We start from the raw sequence: 16302 nt of genomic DNA on the forward strand, positions 1-16302 counted from the left end.
GAGCCATGGGGGCTGGCGGGGGACCGCCGCTGGGCCGTCGTGGACGAGCAGGGGGATGTTCACTGGCTCGGGGAGAATCCCCGGCTGCTGTCCGTCGTCGCCAGCGTCACGGACGAGGACGGGCTGCTGCTCGACGCGCCGGGACTGCCCCAGCTGAAGGTGCCCCCGGCCACCGGAGAACACGTTCCCGTGGGTTTCGCCGAAGTGGACACCGTTGTGCTCGCGGACCCCGACGCGCACGCCTGGTTCACCCGGCTGCTCGGCAAACCGGCCCGCCTGGTCTGGCTCGACGACCCCAACCGCTGCGCCGTCCCGGCGTCCCACGGCGGCCTGCCCGGCGACGTCGTCAGCCTCGCCGGGGACGCCCCCATCCTGCTCACCTCCCGCTCCTCACTGCGCCGTCTGGACGACTGGATCCTCGAAGGCGCCATGGAACGCCAGGACGACCCGCCCGCTCCCCTGGACATGGCCAGATTCCGCCCCAATCTCGTGATCGACGGCGCACCCCCGTACGCCGAGGACGACTGGCGCGAGATCCGCATCGGCCCGCTCGCCTTCCGCGTCTCGGAACGCTGCGACCGCTGCGCCGCCACCACCTACGACCCGGTCACCTTCCAGAAGGGCAAGGAACCCCTGCGCACCCTCGCCCGCCACCGCCGCTGGGACGGCAAGACCTGGTTCGGCATCCGCCTGGTCCCCCGAGGCCGAGGCGAACTACGGCTCGGCGACCCGGTCACCGTCCTGGCCTGAAACGGCTAGACGTCGCAGGGCTTGCCGTCGATGTCCGGCGAGTATGACGTCATCTTCGTCCAGGAGGCCATTGAGTTCACGGTCGATCGTTCCACAAGGACGGCACGCTCAACCGCGGTCGGGCGGGACCGACCCCAAGCCCACCCGAGCTCGCCGCCGCCCTCGCCTCCATCGAGCGGCACCCGGACCGGCGGACGGCCCAGGCCCGCCTCTCCACTTCAGCCTGCAACGCCGCCTGGCTCTCGAAGTCTTCGTTGCCAAGGTGCCCTAGCGGTTCACCAGCCGGTACGGCCGCCGCGGCCGGCCCGCGGTAGCGGACTTGACCGGCGGGAGCGCCCAGGCCAGCCCTTCCTCCACGAGCTCCTGCAGCACCCGCCGGGCGCTGCGCGGTGCCACGCCGAGGATCTCCGCCACGGTCTCGGCGCCGACCACCAGCGACTCGGGGTCGTCACCCAGCCGCTCGACGAGCCGGTCGAGGATCTTGTCGGCCCGGGACGGCTCGGCGGGCTGCTCGGGCCGGCGGCGCTGCCGCAGCGGGAGGGAGAGTGTGGTGCCGTCGTCGCCGATGAGGAAGGCGGCGGTGGCGCCGGCGTTCCTGGCCCGCTCGACCGCGATCAGCGCGTTGGAGTCGGCGTCGCGCGCGGTGTGCCCGAGCCCGATGCCGACCTCCACGGCCACGCCCATGTCGGCACGGACGCGGTCCATGAACGGCGCCACCCGGAACCCGTCGGTTGCCTGGCCGAGCGCGCCGACGGTGGCGGTGACCACGTAGCCGTTCTCGCCGCGCGGCACCACGGTCGCGCCCATCAGTCGCGCCTCGGCCAGCAGCGACTGGTGGAGGGCGAGCTTGAGCTCCTGCTGCCAGTAGTTGCCCGGACCCGAGTGGGCGGGCCGCGCCGCGGCGGGGAGCTCCACCAGAACGATGGCGATCTGCACCTCCTCCAGGCGGTTGCCGGTGCCGAGCAGCGCGGCCGTGTTCAGCGCCAGGCGCAGCGTGTGCGGCGTCGGCATCATCCGCAGCACCGGCACCTGCACGGCTTCGAGCTTCTTGGCGACGGTCCTGATCGTGGTCAGCGCCGCCGTGGTGGCGCCGGCGCGGTAGAGCTTCTCGTGGAAGCCGATGAAGTCGCGGACCGACTCGGGCTGGTGGTATTCGGAGACGTGCACCCCGTCCATCGGGACGCCGATCTCCTCGTACGCCTCCGCCACGTCGGCCGCCGGGATCGAGTCGATGCTCACCCGCGCCGGATCGATCCCCTGGGAGAGCACGCCACGCAGCAGGCTCGAGTAGAGCCCGGCGCCGCTCACCGGCACGAACGTGGCCGGCACCGGCAGCTCGCCCGACCGCCGGGCCAGGTCGTACTGGAGCGGGCCGGTGAACAGCACCACGTCAATGCTGCCCGCGATCTTGGACAGCTTGTCGTGCGTCTCGTTCTCGCCCGCGTGCGGCGCCCCGACCAGCCGGAAGGAAGCGGCATCGGGCAGACCGGCGCCGATGTGCACGATGTGCTCCACCAGATCGTGCGGGCCCACCACCCCGATCGCGATCTTGGTCCTCAGCCGCTCCACCTTGGTCATCTCCACTCGAGCAACCCACTGATCGTTCCCCCGAGCACCGCTGCCCTCTCATTGTCCGTCAAGTCGGCGAAGAGTACGCGCCCCAGCGACATCCGCAGGTCGATGAAGGGGAAGTCCGAACCGTACACCACCCGGTCCGCGCCGACCCGCCGTACCATCCGGGCGATGTCCGCGCCGCTGTTGTGCGATCCACAGACCTCGAGGATCACCCCCGGCCGCCGCTCGGCCACCTCGATCGCCTGGTCGATGCCCAGCGGCGTCACACCGGAGTGCCCGGCCAGGATCGTGGCACCCGGGTGCCGCTCGGCCACCTCGTCGAGCATGGGCATGTCGTTGTACGGAGAACCCGCGAACGTGTGCGTGAGCACCGGGCACCCGGTCAGCTCGGCCAACTCCCACACCGGGGCGTACCTGGACCCGTTCAGCGGATACTCGTGCAGGTCCGGGTGGAGCTTGATGCCGCCGAAGCGCGGGTCGTCCCCCCACTTGCCCAGCTCGGCGAGCGGATCCTGCCACGGGTTCACCGTGATGTACCCGGTGAACCGGTCGGGTGCCTCGGCCACGATCGCCGCCGTCGCCGCGTTCCCCGCCGCCGCGTCGAGCTGGATGGCCAGGTGGCTGGAGAAGACGGCGTGCGAGACGCCGCACCGGTCCATCACCCTGATCATCGGGCCCGGGTCCGGCTCGGGGATGAAGAACACGCTGTACGGCCCGGCGTGCGCGTGCGCGTCGACGATCCGGGTCGCCTGCTGGGAACGGCGCTCCCACACCGCTCGCGCCAGGTCGTTCACACGATCCCCCTCCCGATGGTGGCCACGTCCGCGTCGCCGAGCTCCGACCAGAGCAGCCGGGTCACGGCCTCGGCCGGATCCCGGTACGGCTGGCCGGTGCCGAAGACGATCCGCCCCGCGCCGAACCGCGCGACCAGCCACTCCAGCCCGCAGTGCGAGGACAGATCGGCCGTCCCCAGGTGCACGTTGACGTTGCGCTCCATGGCCCCGGCGATCTGGCGCAGCATCCGGTATCCGGCGGCGCCGACGACGATGCGCAATGCCGGATGCGCCCGGGCGATCGTCTCCATCGTCGGCCAGTCCACCTGCGGGGCGTCCACCAGCAGCGGCAGCCGTACCCTGGCCAGGGCGTGCAGGACCACGGCGGCGTCGGCGCCGGCGAGGTGGTAGCCGTGGTCGCGCGGGAAGGCCCGGACGGCGCGCACACCCTTGGCGACGGCCTCCTCCGCGAAGTCCGCGCCCAGCTCGCCGCAGCTGTCCGGGAGCATGACCCAGCACGGGTGCAGCCGAGGCTGGTCCTTGACGAGGTCGAGCAGCTGGGCGTTGCCGCGGTGGGGATCGTGCAGCCACGCGGTCATGTTGCCCACCACGGCTTCGGCGATCCCCACCCGGTCCAGCGCCGCGAGCAGCTCATCCACGGTTCCGCCACCCACGTCGCGGCGGGGGTGACGGCCGAGCATCGCGTCCGCGTCGATGAGGATCGGGCGCGCCTCAGCCATCGGCGGCCCATCCCTCACGAACGTCGGCTCGGGCCCAAGTGGACGCGCTGACGGTGTCCACGATCCCGCCGATGGCCACCCTGAGGTGATCAGGGACTGACGTCTCTTGAGGGGAGGCCAGGGGCGGGACCGTGGCGAGGTGGACGGCGGGTGGATCGTCGGTGAAGGGGACGAGCGCGACGGTGAAGCGGCCGTCGGCGCGGCGCAGCCCCAGTGAGTGGATCTCGCCGTACTCCGCGGTCCCGGTGGCGGGGTCGGGAATGCGGGCGGGACCGTTCCCGTGCAAGACCTCGTCGGGCGCCTCCAGGGGCACCACCAGCAGGTTCTTCGTGACATATCCGGATCCGTGGGGTTTCCACGGAGCCAGCCCGTGCACCTGCCACACCGCGTCGGCGTCGATCGAGTCGGTGACCAGCCAGTACGACGGCTCGTCCCGCACGAAGACGATCCGCCGGTCATGCCGCGCCGAGTACCCGTGGTGGTGCCCCGCGAAGACGTCCACGTGCTGGCCGGCGTGGAACAGGTCGAGCCCGGCCTTGCGGTCCTCGGTGTACTCCTCCCCCGGGACCAGGATCGTGTTGTGTCCCCGGGTGGCCTGGTACCAGTCGTAGTAACCGGGGTCGTCGTAGGACGGCGGCCCGCCCGCCTCCCAGGCCAGCGGCACGCCCCAGCCGGACAGCACGAAGTCGAGCGCGGCGTGGTGGCTGTGCGGCTCGAGCTCGTGCCCCACGTAGGGCCCGTAGTTGATCACGGTGTGCAGGTGTCCGGCGCGGAAGATCGCGTAGCCGCTCGCGTCCAGCAGGTGCGACCCAGGCTCGGGCCGCACGCCCAGCTCCGCGCCGCGCCGGAGCGCGCCGGCGGGCCAGACCACGCCGCTGTCCTGCAGGTGCGGGATCCAGCCGCCGGAGGTGACCAGGGAGGCGAACCAGGAGTGCATGGCCCGCACCCTGGGGTGCTCGGCGAAGCTCGGGTCCAGCGCCAGCACGCGGTGCACGGCGTCCAGGACCATGCCGTGGTAGCCGGGCGAGCGCTCGTGGTGCCCGCCGTCGGCGCGCACGTCGAGCTCCAGGTGCTCCAGGACGCGCGCCCGGCCGATCTCGGCCCACCGCGGCGCCTCGGGGAGCTCCGGGAAGAGCGTGGCGACGTGCAGGAGCTCGGCGGCGCAGACGAACTGCCAGTTGCCGTGCCGGAACTCGTCGTGCTCCTCCGCCGACCAGCGGGCGCCGCCGAGGACGGTCTTCATCATCATCGCCCAGCACTCGTCGCTGAGCGCGGGCTCGTCCGCCAGCTCCGCCATGGCCCGGGTGACGTGCATCGACCTGGCCCAGACGCCCAGCGAGTACCAGATGACGTCGAGGCCCGGCCAGTCACCTTCGACCTGGTCGCGCGTGCCGTACCACTGCCGGAACAGCCGGTCCCACTCCGCGGCGTAGCGCGCGTCGCCGGTCTCGCGGTAGGCGTGCACCAGCGGCGTCATCCACCGCAGGTAGTGGAAGCCGTACAACCGCGAGCGCCCGCGCCCCTTGTCGAGGAAGTCGACCTCAGCGCCGATGAGCGCGTCGGCTTCCTCGATCGTCGCGGGGCCGTCCCAGGCGGGGTCGGGGCGGCGCCACGGCCGGGCCTCGGCGATCGACGTAACGCCCAGCTCGGCCAGGAGCGCCTCGTCGGTGATGTGCCGCATGCGCACCGGGTCCACATGCGGCGCCTTCTCCACATATTTCATGAGACCTTCACCGGCAGACCCGACCGGACGGACTCGTGCGCCGCCGCCAGCACCGCAGTGACGTGGCGCGAGCTCTCCACCGTGATCAGCGGCTCGGTGCCGGTGCGCGCGCACGCCACGAAGTGGTGGATCGCATCCCGGTACGCGCCCGCGGGCACGCCGTGCACGACCCGCTGCAGCATGTTGCGCGGGTACGTGTAGGCCTTGTCGGTGGCCAGCTGGATGTTCTCCCTCTGCCGGTCCAGCTGGATCACCCCGTCCTCGCCGACGACGGTGACGTAGCTGTCGACCATCGTCGGGAACGTGTTGGGGTAGATCCACGCCGACTCGAACGTGGCCACCGCGCCGCGGCTGAAGCGGGCCTGGATCTGCACGGCGTCGGGCGTGTCGATGCCGAGGTCGCGCAGCTTGCCGTACCGGGCGGTGGCGAAGACCTCCGCGACGTGGTCGTCGTAGAGCCACGTCAGCAGGTCGATGTCGTGGCTGGACAGGAACCACGCGCACGTCGTCTGGTCGGCCCAGCCGATCATCTCGGTCGGCACGTAGATCGTGTCGTCCTTGCGCGCGTAGCCGACCACCGGCTCGCCGATCACTCCCATCTGGTCCTTGGCCTGCGCGTAGGCGGGCACCCAGCGGTGGTTGAACAGGCACATGGCGACCACGCCCGCCTGCCGGATGGCCCGCACGGCCCGGTCGGCGTCCTCCACCGTGGTCGTGAAGGGCTTCTCGACCAGGATGTGCAGACCGGCCTCGGCCGCGGCCACCATCATGTCCGCGTGCAGGTGGTCCGGCGTAGTGATCGACACCGCGTCGACGAGCCCCGACCCGATCAGTTCCCGGTACGTCGGGAACACCGGCGCATCGGCCAGCGGCTTGCGGCAGACGGCGGTGATCTCGGCGTCGGGGTGCGCGGCCAGCACGTCGGCGTGGCCGCGTCCCATGATGCCGGTGCCGATGATCCCGATTCTGAGCTTAGGAGGCAAGTGCGTCATTCCATTGCTTCTCTGCTGTGTCGAGCGCCTCCTTGGCGCTCTTGGTCCCCGACAGGAATGCCCTGACCTCCTCGGAGAGGTACTCCCCGAGCTCGGCGTCCTTGCTGGTGCCGATGGGCTTGTACTCGAGCTTGGCCAGCCCCTTCACGATGACCTGGCGGGCCGCGCCCATCGCGTCGCCGCTCTCGGCCTGGGTGAAGAAGGTGTCCTTGGTGGAGGAGATCGTGGACGGGTAGATCGGCACGATCTTGCAGAAGGCCAGCTGGTTGGCGCCGTTGGTGACGTACTTGAGGAACTCGGCGGCCGCCTTCTTGTGCTTGGAGGCCTTGGGGATGGAGAAGGCCTGCTGGGCCAGGAGGAGGTAGTTGCCGGTGTTCATCTGGACCGGCTCGGTGATGACCAGGTCCTTGTAGACGTCGGGCGAGTTCTTCTGGATGTTGAGCAGCTCGGCGGCGTTGGCCGTCGGCTTGAAGGCGATCTGCTCGTTCTCCAGGCTCTGGGGCAGGTTGCGGATGTCCTTGGAGATCGCGCCCGGCGCGATGCCGCTCTTGTAGCTCTTCTTGAACTTCTCCAGGATCTCCACGGCCTGTGGCGTGTTGAACTCGGCCTTCTTCCTGTCCGCCGACAGCAGGCTGATGCCGTAGTAGCGGAGCACGTTGTGGTCCGGGATGATGTTGGATCCGTAGACCTTGGTCTCCTTGTAGACCTTGTCGCCCAACTCCAGCGCCTCGTCGTAGGACTTCGGCGGGGCGGCCTCGTCGAAGCCGGCCTTGCTCACCACGGACTTGCGGTACATCGCCACCGGAGCGCCGCCGTTGTACCAGGGCACGGCGTAGAGCTTGCCGTCGGTGCGCAGCGGCTCCACCAGGTTGGGCTGGAAATCGGCCAGGTCTTCCGTCTTGAGCAGCTCGTCGAGCGGGGTCAGCGACGGGACAAAGCGGCCGAGCTCCACGGAGTTGACGTTGACGACGTCGGGCACGTCGCCGCTGGCCACGGCGGCCAGCAGCTTGGTCGCGCTCTCCTGGCCGGGCACGTCGACCCACTTGATCGTGACCTTCGGGTGCTGCTTCTGGTAGCCGGCGATGAGCCCGTCGATGTAGTCGCTGTAGTTCTTCTTGAGGTTGATCGTCCAGAACTCGACCTCGCCCTCGAAAGGCTGGTCGTCGGCGGCAGCCGGGGCGTTGCTGGACGTGCCGGCCACGCAGCCGGTCGTGAGGAGCGACAGGGCCAGTGCGCCTGTCACTAAGGCAAACCTACGGGACATCGCAGGGGTCCTCGATTCTGGCCGTCCTTAATATTTCCTTTCGGCAGAATGTCAGCTCAGATTTTTCCGGTCAAGGCCGAGCTATTGACCGTCCGTATCAAGTCTGGATAACTTCTGGCCATCCGTTATCTGATCTACGGCCATCACAATCATCAAGGAAGGGCGTGAAGCCATGCGCATACCCGGACAGCGCTGGTACACGCCGTATCTCTTCGCCGCGCCGGCGCTCGTCCTGTTCGGCGTCTTCTTCGCCTGGCCTGCGGTGACGGCGATCCAGCTGTCGTTCTTCAAGTACGACATGATCTCCCCGCCACCCGTCTTCGTGGGCGTGGACAACTTCGTCCGCATGCTCGGCGACGGCCGGTTCTGGACCGCGCTGCTCAACTCGGTCCTGTTCCTCGTCGGGATGTTCCCGCTGCTGGTCGTGGTGCCGCTGCTGCTGGCCGTACTGGTCAACCAGAAGCTCCCGGGCATCAAGACCTTCCGGATGCTCTACTACCTGCCGGTCGTGACGTCGATGGTCGCGGTCGGCATCGCCTGGGAGTACGTCTTCCACCAGCAGGGCGTCCTCAACTGGATGCTCACCGGCGCCGGCCTGCTCGACGAGCCGATCCAGTACCTCCTCGACCCGGCCTGGGCGCTGCCCGCGGTCATCCTGGTCGAAGGCTGGAAGAACATGGGCTTCTACATGATGATCTACCTCGCCGGCCTGCAGACCATCCCGGCGAGCATCTACGAGGCCGCGCGGGTGGACGGCGCCAACGCCTGGCACCGCCTGCGGAGCATCACCGTTCCGCTGCTCCTTCCCTACATCGCGGTCGCCATCACCGTGGAGATGCTCGACGCGATGCAGGCCTTCACCTCGATCTACGTGATGACCAAGGGCGGGCCTCAGGACGCGACGCTCACGCTGGGCTACTACATCTGGTCGGCGGCCTTCGAGCGCTACGAGATGGGCTACGCGAGCGCCATGGGGCTGGTCCTGTGGGTGCTGATGATCGGCCTGGCCATCCTCAACTACCGGATCACCCGCGGAAGGACGGTCATCGCATGATCCTGCGGCGCGCGGGGATGTACATCCTGCTGACGGCGATCGCGCTGGCCTTCGTCGGGCCGTTCCTCATCCTGTTGTCGGCCGGGCTCAAGCCCGCCGACCAGGCCGTCTACTCCTTCCCGCCGGACATCATCCCCCGGCCGCCGGTGCTGAACTGGGTGATCGAGGCGTGGACCTCCATCCCCTACCCCACCTACCTGCTCAACTCCGTCATCTACGTCGGCCTGACGGTGCCCGCCTACGTCATCGTCTCGGCGCTGTGCGCCTACCCGCTGGCCCAGATGCACTTCCGCGGGCGCAACATCGTCTTCTTCGCCATCCTGTCGACGATGTTCCTGCCGGGCGAGCTCATGCTCATCCCGCGGTTCCTGGTGGTCACCCAGCTCGGCATGGCCGACACGTTCGCCGGCGTCATCCTGCCCGGCCTGCTGTCCGCCTTCGGGATCTTCCTGCTCCGCCAGACCTTCGCGGGCGTGCCGCGCGACGTCGTCGACGCCGCGCGCACCGACGGCTGCCACGAGCTGCGCATCTTCTGGCACGTCATGCTGCCGGCCGCCCGCCCGACGCTGGCCATCCTGAGCATCTTCGGCTTCATCTCGGTCTGGAACAGCTTCATCTGGCCGCTGGTCGTGCTGAAGGACTCCGCGAAGTACCCGCTCGCGCTCGGGATCTCCTACCTCGCCGGGATCACGGGCACGGACGTCCGCACGCTCGCCGCCGGAACGATCATGTCGATCATCCCGGTCGTCATCGTTTTCATGCTCATGCAACGCCACGTCCTCGAAGGCATGCGAGGCGCAGTGAAGGGCTAGGTCATGTTGACGCGCAGGCAGTTAGGGTTAGGCGCGCTCGCCGTAGGCGCGCTCGGCTTCAGCAGTTCGACGGCACACGACTACGCATCGAGACAGACATTCGACCACTTCGAGCGGGTCTTCCGGGAGGCCGGCGCGCCCGGCCAGCCGACGGAGACCAACGAACGCGGCAGGCTGGCGTGGGGTGCCTCCTACGTGATGTTCGCGTTCACCCGGATGTACGAGGCCTACAGGGACACCGCCTACCTCGACCGCTTCATCATCGACGCCGACCAGGTGCTGGCCGGCCGCGACTCCGAGCGCGGCTTCAAGGACTACCGCGGCCTCTCGCTGCCCGCCTGGCAGGCCGCCGGCGCCTACACGGTGGGCTTCGCCACGCTGACGGACGCGAGCGGGCAGCCCCTCCTCGAAGTGCGCAGCGCGCTCAGCTACGCCGACGAGGCCACCGCCACAGTCAGCGCGGGCACCTCGACCAGCCGCTTCACCCTGGAGGTGCGCAACGCCAGGTACGGGCGGGTGGCGTCCTTCCCCGACCTGTCGCTGGACCCGGCCTCGCCCGACTACGCCGTCAAGCGCATCCACGACGCCTACCCCACCCCGACCATGGTGACAGCGCGCGATCCGCGTCCGGCGCCGGTCGGCGGCATCGTGCCCGTCCTGGGCGAGACGCGGCTCAGCGTGAAGCCGATGATCTTCGCGGTGCACACCGGCATGATCACCTACCCGATGGCGGCCTTCGCCAGGATCGTGCTGCACGACGGCCACCTGACGAAATATCGGGGCAAGGCGCTGGAATACCTCCAGGCGGTCAAGGAGGCGGTGGCCGTCCACGAACGGGAATGGCGGCCTGAGGGGCACCTGATCTGGGTCAAGGGCATGCCGCTGCCCTACGACGGCACGGAACAGCCCACCAACCAGTGGCTGGCGCTCGGGCTGACCTACGCGGAGCTGGCCGCGGCCACGGGCGACCCCTTCTACCGGGACCGGGCGCTCCGCATGGCGCGCTCCTTCGGAGGCGAGCTCAAGCCGGATGCCGGTGACGCCTATGTCTGGTCCTACTGGCCCTCCTTCGGCAAGACCTACAACGGCTACACGGCCGACCAGAACGTCTCCGAGTACACGCCCTCCATCGCCGGAGCGCGGCAGATCGAGGACCTCAGCCACGGCGGCATCGACGTGGAGTTCGCCGCGCTGGCCTTCCGGCACAAGATCTACTACCGGGGCATCGACCTGGCCAGGATCGCCCGGACGTACACCAGGAACCTGGCCACGACCGGCCCCGACGGCCTGCCGACCACCAACGCGCGGCTCGACGGCACCGGCGGGCCGCTGAACGCCGAGGGTTCGCTCCAGGCGGGGCGCTGGATGGCCGTCGCCCCCTGGGACGCCGGCGTGTTCACGCACTCCCGCTCGATCTACGACGCCCGGGCCGTGCAACCCGCCCAGGGCGCCTATCCCGCCTCTTACCTCGCCAACATGGCCTATCTCAACTGGTTCACCCGGAGGTCCTGACCATGCACCTGTCCCGACGGCAGTTCGGCCTGGGCGCGCTCGCCGTGGGCGCGCTCGGCTTCTCCAGCTCATCGCCCTACGACTACACCTCCAGGGAGACCTTCGACCTGTTCGACCGGCTCTTCCACAGCGGTACCGGCACCGGCAAGCCCACCGACACCAACGAGCACGGCGCGCTGGCCTGGGGCCAGTCGTACGTCCTGATGGGCTTCATGCGCATGTGGGAGGCCTACAAGGACACCCACTACCTCGACCGGCTGGTCGAGAACGTCGAGCAGGTGCTGGCCAACCGCGACTCGGCACGCGGCGTCACCGACCACCGGGGCAGGTCGCTGCCCGCCTGGCGCGCCATGCACCCCTACACGGTGGGCTTCGCCACGCTCAAGGACGCCGACGGCACGCCGCTGCTGCAGGTACGCACCGCGCTGGCCTACGCCGACCAAGCGGTCGCGACGGTCACGACCGGCAGCGCCGAGGGCAGCTTCTCGCTGGAGGTCAAGAACAACTGGAACAACACGGTGGCGAGATTCCCCGACCTCTCGCTGGACCCGGCGTCGGCGAATTACGCCGTCAAGCGCATCTACGACGCCTACCCGACCCCGACCATGGTGACGGCGCGCGACCTGCGGGAGTCCCCCTCCGTCAACGCGACGCCCGCCCAAGGACCAACCTCCTTCGTCTCGCAGCCGGTCATCTTCAGCGTGCACACCGGCATGATCACCTATCCGATGGCCACGTTCGCCAGGACGGTGCTGGCCAACCCCTCGCTCTGGTCGCGATACAAGGGCAAGGCGCTGGAGTTCCTCAAGGCGGCCAAGGACGCCGCCGCCGTGCACGACGAGGAGTGGCGCCAGACGGAGGACGGCCGCGGCTACTACGTCTGGAACAAGGGGACGCCGCTCGCCTATGACGGCGCCGAGCAGCCCATCAACCAGAGCGTCTCACTCGGCCAGACCTTCGCCGAGCTCGCCGCCGCCACCGGCGACCACCGTTACCGCGACCGGGTACGCCGGATGGGCCACACCTTCTCCCTGGACCTCACCGTCGACGCCGACGACGCCTACGTCTGGCCGTACTGGCCGAAGTTCGGCAAGCTCTACCAGGGCTTCGCCAAGACGGACAACGTCTCGGAGTTCACGCCGTCCTACACCGCCGGCGCCCGGCAGATCGAGGATCTCAGTCACGGCGCCATCGACGTGGAGTTCGCCGTGGCCGCCTTCCGCCACAAGCTCTCCTTCATCGGCGACGACATGGCCCGCTTCGCGCGCACCTACAGCAAGAACCTGGTCGCGCCGACCGGCGCCGACGGGATCGCCACGGCGTACGTGCGCGTCGACGGCACGGGCGCCACCAACAGCGCCGGGCAGTACATGCAGGCACCGCGCTGGATGGCCGTGGCCCCCTGGGACGAGACGGTCTTCACCCACTCGCGGGCGATCTACGACGGCCGGGCGACCCAGCCGCAGCAGGGCTCCTACCTGCTCTGCGTCGCCTACCTCAACTGGTACGCGAACCGGGGCGCCTGATGTTACGCAGCCTGGTGGCGGCCGTCCTGGCCCTGGCCGCCACCGTGGTCCCGGCCGAGAGCCAGTGGCTGCCCAAGTACACGGCGCTGGAGAGCCAGATCGGCGACACGCTCTACACCGACAAGAGCAGCGCCACCCTAGCCTGGGGCGAGAGCTACATCATGCGGAGCTACCTCGACGTCTACGGCGCCACCCAGGACACCCAGTGGCTGGACAAGCTGGTCACCCACGCCGACACCGTACTGGCCAACGCCGACGACATCGACGGTGACGGCTACCTGGGCTGGAGTACCAGCCGCTACTCGCCGGTCGAGCTGGCCAACCCCAGCTTCGAGACGGCGGCCAGCGACACCACGCTGCCCGCGTCCTGGACGAGGTTCCAGGACTCCGGCAGCCACATCTACCGGACCACCGACGTCCCCAGCGGCACCGGCACCCAGTCGGTGCGCATCGTCTCCGACCTGACCAAGTGGAAGAAGCTCCGCCAGACCGTGGCGAGCACCTACGAGGGCGGCACCCAGCACGTGCTGCGCGGCTGGGGCAAGCGCACCGGCTCCACCGTGGGGCGCGTCGTCCTGCGCGAGGGCTCCACGACGATCTGCATGCTGGAGTACACGACCAGCACGTGGACCTACAAGGAGGTCACCTGCCCGATGCCGGCCGGGCGGACGTTCGAGGTCTGGCTGGAGCACCGGTCGTACACGGTGAGCGGGTCGGCGTACTTCGACGACGTCAAGCTGAGCGCGATCCTCCCGTACATCGTGCACGACGGGATGATCGGCATCCCCATCGCCGAGTTCGTCCGGCTCGTCGCCCGGACCCCGGCCCTGTCGGCCTACGCCGCCAAGGCGGCCGCCTACCGGGCGTTCCTGGAGAACGAGATCGTCCCGCGCTGGGAGTCGAGCAGCTACATCGGCAACACCTGGGCGCCCGTCGGCACCACCGAAGGGCTCTACCGGCAGTCGCCCAACTTCGACGCCTTCAGCCACACCCGGGTCTCCAACGACCTGCCCTACAACCAGGCCCTGGCCTTCGCCAACCTGCTCATGGTGCTGCACGCGGTCAACGGCAACGCCACGTACCTGGACCGCGCGACCCGCGTGGCCCGCTGGACCCGCAACGACCTGACCAGTTCGAGCGGCGCCTACGTCTGGAACTACGCGACCTACTCGACCAAGAAGGAGGACCTCTCCCACGGCAACGTGGACCTCTCGGCGTTCCTGGAGTTCTACCGGAGCTCCCAGGTCTTCACGGCGGCCGACATGACGGCGCTGAAGAACACGCTGCTGGCGAAGATGTGGAACGACTCCACAACGGCTCCCGCCTTCAGCCTGTACGTCGACGGCACCGGGACCGCGGCCAACGGGGTCGACTACTACCTGCACTCGTGGCTGGAGCTCACCGAGTGGGATCCCCAGGTGAAGGCGCTGGTCGGTACGAAGTACGCGAACTTCACCGGGACCAACTCCTCCCACCTCATCACGCTGTCCCGCCTGCTGACGCGGGAGTAGCGAACACTCATCTGCGGAATTCGGCGGCGGCCTTGAGAGAAGGGCGTCCTTCTCCTCAGGGCCGCCGGTGATCGGGTACGACTCCATCCTTGTTACGCCGGAGCGGGTTCCGGTTCGTCGTCTCCCAGCGGGTTGAAGCGCCATTCGCCTTCGCCGAGCAGCTTGAGCTCGTGGGTGTGGTGCTGCTCGACCGTAGAGCGGTGGCTGACGCTGACGACGATGGTGTCGGGCAGCTCGGTCCGCATCAGTTGATAGAGGATGAACTCCAGGTTCTCGTCCAACGCCGAGGTCGACTCGTCGAGGAACACCACCTTCGGCTTCGTCAGCAGAATCCGTGCGAACGCGATCCGCTGCTGTTCGCCCGGGGAAAGCACCTTGGCCCAGTCCTGCACTTCGTCGAGCCGGTCCACGAGGTGCGACAGCGCAACCTTTCGCAGTGTGCTGCGCAGGGTCTCGTCGTCGACGGTGCCTTCAGCGCCGGGATATGTGACGACAGCCCGCAGGTCGCCCAGCGGTACGTAGGGCAGCTGCGACAGGAACATCGTCTCGTTGGGTCCGCACGGTCGGGTCAGCGTGCCGGTGGTGAACGGCCACAACTCGGCGAGGCTCCGCAACAGCGTGGTCTTTCCGCTGCCGGATGGCCCCGTGACGACCAACGTGTCACCCACGTCGAGCCGCATGTCGAGCGTCTTGATCAACTGCCGTCCATCGGGGGTGCGGACCTCGACGGCCTTGAGCTGAACCGTCCCGTCGACGCAGGGCAGCGTCGTCACCTCCGGCAGCGCCCTGGCCTCTTCGTTGGCGACGACCAGACCGTGAAGTCGGATGATCGCCGCCCGGTACCCGGCGAAGGCGTCGTAGGCGTTCCGGAAGAACGAGAGGCCGCTCTGGATCTCGTTGAACGCCGATGCCGACTGGGTGAGATCGCCGAGTCGGATCTCGGCGGCGAACAGCCGCGGCGCCTGCAGGAGATAGGGCAGGGGCACGATGCTCTGGCTGATCGCGGAGTTCCAGGCATTGAAGCCGATGGTCCTGTTCAGATACCGCTTGTAGTTGGTGACGACGGGGGCGAACAGGCGCCGCAGCCCTGAGCGCTCCGCGAGCTCGCCGCGGTAGAACGCAACCGCCTCCGACGCATCGCGCAGGCGCACCAAGGCGTAACGGAACGCCGCGTTGAACTTCTCGTTCCGGAAGGCCAGCCAGATGATCGGCCTGCCGATCCAGAAGGCGATGACGGAGGCGATGAGGACGTAGACCAGCCCGATCCAGAACAGCGCCCGGGGGATCTCGACCCCGGAGATGGAAAGCGTGCCCGAGAGATTCCACAGGATCGCCGTGAACGACACGATCGAGGTGACCGCGGAGATCGCGCCGAACAACAGCGTGCTGGACGTCCCCCCGTTGCTCGGAAGGTTGGGCAGGGGTCCGTATCCGGCGGTGACCAGGTCGATGTCGGACTGAATGCGCTGGTCCGGGTTGTCGATGGTGTCGTCGATGAATCGCGACCGGTAGTAGGCCTTACCGTCGAGCCAGTCTCCGGTCAGCCGGTCGGTGAGCCACACGCGCCAGGCCAGGACGAACCGCTGGAGCAGGAACAGATCCAGCAGCAGCCGGGCGATGTGTATCGCCGCCAGGATGCAGAAGACCCACAGGGACATCCAGAAGCCGTGTTCGCCGGAGACTTTCACCGGAGTGTCGTTGACGGCGATGCCCTGAACCGCGACCTGGAGGCTGGACAGCATGTCGTTGCCCTGGTAACTGAACAGCACGTCCAGCCGGACGCCGGTGACCACCGACAACAGTATGGTGCCGAGCCAGAGCCAGACCCTGAGGCTCCCTGGACCGGTGAAGTACGCGCCGGTGATGCGCCAGAATTGCCTGCCCCACGTGGTGAAGAGGCCAATCAGCACGAGGACCGCCAAGGTGCACACCGCGGCGATCGCCCAGGCTTTGGCGATCCACACCAGCGATGCCCAGACCTCAGCGCCCCAGTCGAGCGTCGGGGTGAACAACTCCATTCCGGAAACATATAAGCACAGAGTGTGACGAGCGCCCTGGAGAGCTCAACTC

Annotated in this window: 13 protein-coding genes; 6 read left to right on the forward strand and 7 right to left on the reverse strand. The window is 68.6% G+C overall.

The genetic code is table 11. The features are described from left to right. On the forward strand, positions 1 to 750 hold a 750-nt coding region (locus ETD86_RS19020), incomplete at its 5' end, for an MOSC domain-containing protein (RefSeq protein ID WP_138667497.1). A gap of 267 nt (positions 751 to 1017) precedes the next feature. Here ETD86_RS19020 and ETD86_RS19025 read toward each other — a convergent pair. The 6 genes from ETD86_RS19025 to ETD86_RS19050 are packed head-to-tail and all read right to left on the reverse strand — an operon-like array spanning position 1018 to position 7796. After that, positions 1018 to 2328, reverse strand: a complete 1311-nt coding sequence (locus tag ETD86_RS19025; protein WP_138667498.1) for a Fic family protein — start codon at positions 2326 to 2328, stop codon at positions 1018 to 1020. After that, the gene (locus tag ETD86_RS19030) at positions 2325 to 3119 is read right to left on the reverse strand and encodes an amidohydrolase family protein (protein WP_138667499.1); all 795 of its coding nucleotides are present in this window, start codon (positions 3117 to 3119) and stop codon (positions 2325 to 2327) included. The genes ETD86_RS19025 and ETD86_RS19030 overlap by 4 nt, the downstream gene beginning before the upstream one ends. After that, positions 3116 to 3838, reverse strand: a complete 723-nt coding sequence (locus ETD86_RS19035; protein WP_138667500.1) for an amidohydrolase family protein — start codon at positions 3836 to 3838, stop codon at positions 3116 to 3118. Before ETD86_RS19035 ends, ETD86_RS19030 begins: the two co-directional genes overlap by 4 nt. Then, positions 3831 to 5561, reverse strand: coding sequence for a heparinase II/III family protein (locus ETD86_RS19040; RefSeq protein ID WP_138667501.1), 1731 nt, complete (start codon positions 5559 to 5561; stop codon positions 3831 to 3833). The genes ETD86_RS19035 and ETD86_RS19040 overlap by 8 nt, the downstream gene beginning before the upstream one ends. Beyond that, positions 5558 to 6544 (reverse strand): Gfo/Idh/MocA family protein, encoded by a 987-nt coding sequence (locus tag ETD86_RS19045; protein ID WP_425465645.1) that lies wholly within the window; start codon positions 6542 to 6544, stop codon positions 5558 to 5560. Before ETD86_RS19045 ends, ETD86_RS19040 begins: the two co-directional genes overlap by 4 nt. After that, positions 6534 to 7796, reverse strand: coding sequence for an ABC transporter substrate-binding protein (locus tag ETD86_RS19050; RefSeq protein ID WP_170223153.1), 1263 nt, complete (start codon positions 7794 to 7796; stop codon positions 6534 to 6536). The genes ETD86_RS19045 and ETD86_RS19050 overlap by 11 nt, the downstream gene beginning before the upstream one ends. Positions 7797 to 7989: 193 nt before the next feature. Between ETD86_RS19050 and ETD86_RS19055 the strand changes: the two genes are divergently transcribed. Genes ETD86_RS19055 through ETD86_RS19075 form a run of 5 tightly spaced genes read left to right on the forward strand, consistent with a single transcriptional unit; the run spans position 7990 to position 14232 of the window. Further along, positions 7990 to 8871 (forward strand): carbohydrate ABC transporter permease, encoded by an 882-nt coding sequence (locus ETD86_RS19055; protein WP_138667504.1) that lies wholly within the window; start codon positions 7990 to 7992, stop codon positions 8869 to 8871. Then, positions 8868 to 9683, forward strand: coding sequence for a carbohydrate ABC transporter permease (locus ETD86_RS19060; protein ID WP_138667505.1), 816 nt, complete (start codon positions 8868 to 8870; stop codon positions 9681 to 9683). Before ETD86_RS19055 ends, ETD86_RS19060 begins: the two co-directional genes overlap by 4 nt. A gap of 3 nt (positions 9684 to 9686) precedes the next feature. Next, positions 9687 to 11195, forward strand: a complete 1509-nt coding sequence (locus tag ETD86_RS19065) for a hypothetical protein (RefSeq protein WP_138667506.1) — start codon at positions 9687 to 9689, stop codon at positions 11193 to 11195. A gap of 2 nt (positions 11196 to 11197) precedes the next feature. After that, positions 11198 to 12721, forward strand: coding sequence for a hypothetical protein (locus ETD86_RS19070; protein ID WP_138667507.1), 1524 nt, complete (start codon positions 11198 to 11200; stop codon positions 12719 to 12721). Then, positions 12721 to 14232, forward strand: coding sequence for a hypothetical protein (locus ETD86_RS19075; protein WP_138667508.1), 1512 nt, complete (start codon positions 12721 to 12723; stop codon positions 14230 to 14232). Before ETD86_RS19070 ends, ETD86_RS19075 begins: the two co-directional genes overlap by 1 nt. A 92-nt stretch (positions 14233 to 14324) precedes the next feature. On the opposite strand, the gene ETD86_RS19080 is transcribed toward ETD86_RS19075, so the two are convergent. Then, positions 14325 to 16250, reverse strand: a complete 1926-nt coding sequence (locus ETD86_RS19080) for an ABC transporter ATP-binding protein/permease (RefSeq protein WP_138667509.1) — start codon at positions 16248 to 16250, stop codon at positions 14325 to 14327. Positions 16251 to 16302 lie beyond the last annotated feature (52 nt).

Origin of the sequence: Nonomuraea turkmeniaca (genome assembly GCF_005889735.1) — a bacterium.
GTDB classification, from domain to species: Bacteria; Actinomycetota; Actinomycetes; order Streptosporangiales; family Streptosporangiaceae; genus Nonomuraea; species Nonomuraea turkmeniaca.

Bases quoted from the DNA above. Each gene is read 5' to 3' on its own strand.
- ETD86_RS19070 (WP_138667507.1), top strand. From the start codon at position 11,198: ATGCACCTGTCCCGACGGCAGTTCGGCCTGGGCGCGCTCGCCGTGGGC.
- ETD86_RS19025 (WP_138667498.1), bottom strand. From the start codon at position 2,328: ATGACCAAGGTGGAGCGGCTGAGGACCAAGATCGCGATCGGGGTGGTG.
- ETD86_RS19075 (WP_138667508.1), top strand. From the start codon at position 12,721: ATGTTACGCAGCCTGGTGGCGGCCGTCCTGGCCCTGGCCGCCACCGTG.
- ETD86_RS19065 (WP_138667506.1), top strand. From the start codon at position 9,687: ATGTTGACGCGCAGGCAGTTAGGGTTAGGCGCGCTCGCCGTAGGCGCG.
- ETD86_RS19040 (WP_138667501.1), bottom strand. From the start codon at position 5,561: ATGAAATATGTGGAGAAGGCGCCGCATGTGGACCCGGTGCGCATGCGG.
- ETD86_RS19055 (WP_138667504.1), top strand. From the start codon at position 7,990: ATGCGCATACCCGGACAGCGCTGGTACACGCCGTATCTCTTCGCCGCG.
- ETD86_RS19080 (WP_138667509.1), bottom strand. From the start codon at position 16,250: ATGGAGTTGTTCACCCCGACGCTCGACTGGGGCGCTGAGGTCTGGGCA.
- ETD86_RS19060 (WP_138667505.1), top strand. From the start codon at position 8,868: ATGATCCTGCGGCGCGCGGGGATGTACATCCTGCTGACGGCGATCGCG.
- ETD86_RS19035 (WP_138667500.1), bottom strand. From the start codon at position 3,838: ATGGCTGAGGCGCGCCCGATCCTCATCGACGCGGACGCGATGCTCGGC.